Origin of the sequence: Sphingorhabdus buctiana (assembly GCF_042680825.1) — a bacterium.
In the GTDB taxonomy this organism is placed as follows: Bacteria; Pseudomonadota; Alphaproteobacteria; order Sphingomonadales; family Sphingomonadaceae; genus Sphingorhabdus_B; species Sphingorhabdus_B buctiana.
The window spans coordinates 1-1,341 of sequence record NZ_JBHUEL010000015.1 but is presented as its reverse complement, the minus strand read 5'-3'; the positions used below and the strand labels follow the sequence as shown (position 1 = coordinate 1,341).

Below are 1,341 nucleotides of genomic sequence, written 5' to 3'. Positions count from 1 at the left end.
GTGACGAAGGAACGAAGATGAGACCAAAACACTCTGGCCAACCGAAGGCCTCTGCCGAGCGTGTTGTGAAGGATATTCGGCGTGCAACCCGGCGGCATTTTTCTGCTGAAGATAAGATCAGGATCGTGCTGGAAGGCTTACGCGGTGATGACAGCATATCCGAGTTGTGCCGCAAGGAAGGCATCGCCCAGAGCCTCTATTACACCTGGTCCAAGGAGTTCATGGAAGCAGGTAAGCGCAGGCTTGCTGGCGACACAGCTCGTGCTGCAACCAGCAGCGAGGTGCAGGATCTGCGCCGCGAAGCCAGCGCCCTCAAAGAGTGCGTTGCGGATCTGACCCTTGAGAATCGGTTGCTTAAAAAAAGTATGATCGCGGATGGGGGAGACGACGAATGAGGTATCCCGCGTCCGAGAAGCTCGAGATCATCCGCATCGTCGAGCAGTCGCATCTGCCGACCAAGATCACACTCGACAAGCTGGGCGTTGCCCGCCGGACCTTCTACCGCTGGTATGACCGCTATCTCGAAGGCGGGCCGGAAGCGCTGGCGGATAAGCCATCAAGCCCGAGCCGTGTCTGGAACCGCATCCCGAAGGTAATCCATGACCAGATCATCGATCTGGCGCTGGAACAGTCCGAGCTGTCACCGCGCGAACTGGCGGTGCGGTTTACCGACGAGCGGCGTTACTTCGTGTCAGAAGCCACGGTTTACAGGCTACTCAAGGCCCATGACCTCATTACCAGTCCGGCCTATGTCGTGGTGAAGGCAGCAGGCGAGTTCCACACCAAGACCACCCGACCCAACGAGATGTGGCAGACAGACTTCACCTACTTCAAGATCATTGGCTGGGGCTGGATGTACTTGTCGACGGTACTCGACGACTTCTCGCGCTACATCATCGCCTGGAAGCTGTGCAGCAATATGCGCGCCGAGGATGTCACCGACACGCTCGACATGGCACTAGCAGCGTCAGGCTGCGATCATGCCACTGTCCAGCACAAGCCACGGCTGCTCAGCGACAATGGTCCCAGCTATATCGCGGGTGAACTGGCGGAATATATCGAAGCCAACAAGATGAGCCATGTGCGGGGCGCACCGATGCATCCCCAAACACAGGGCAAGATCGAGCGCTGGCACCAGACGCTCAAAAACCGCATCCTTCTGGAAAACTACTTCTTGCCAAGCGACCTTGAGCAGCAGATCGAAGCGTTCGTCGAGCATTACAACCATCAGCGCTATCATGAGAGCCTGAACAACGTCACGCCTGCCGATGCCTACTTCGGCAGGGCGCAAGCCATCATCCAACAACGCGAAAGGATAAAACGACAGACCATCGAATATCG

General features: G+C 57.1%; 1 protein-coding gene. It reads left to right on the top strand.

The annotated features are described in order from the left end of the window. Positions 1-17: 17 nt before the first annotated feature. A protein-coding gene (locus tag ACFSAG_RS14935) for an IS3 family transposase (RefSeq protein WP_381516468.1) occupies positions 18-1,341 on the top strand; the annotation gives its coding sequence in 2 pieces (ribosomal slippage) (positions 18-357 and positions 357-1,341; 1,325 coding nt annotated over the 2 pieces). This gene is flagged as partial in the annotation.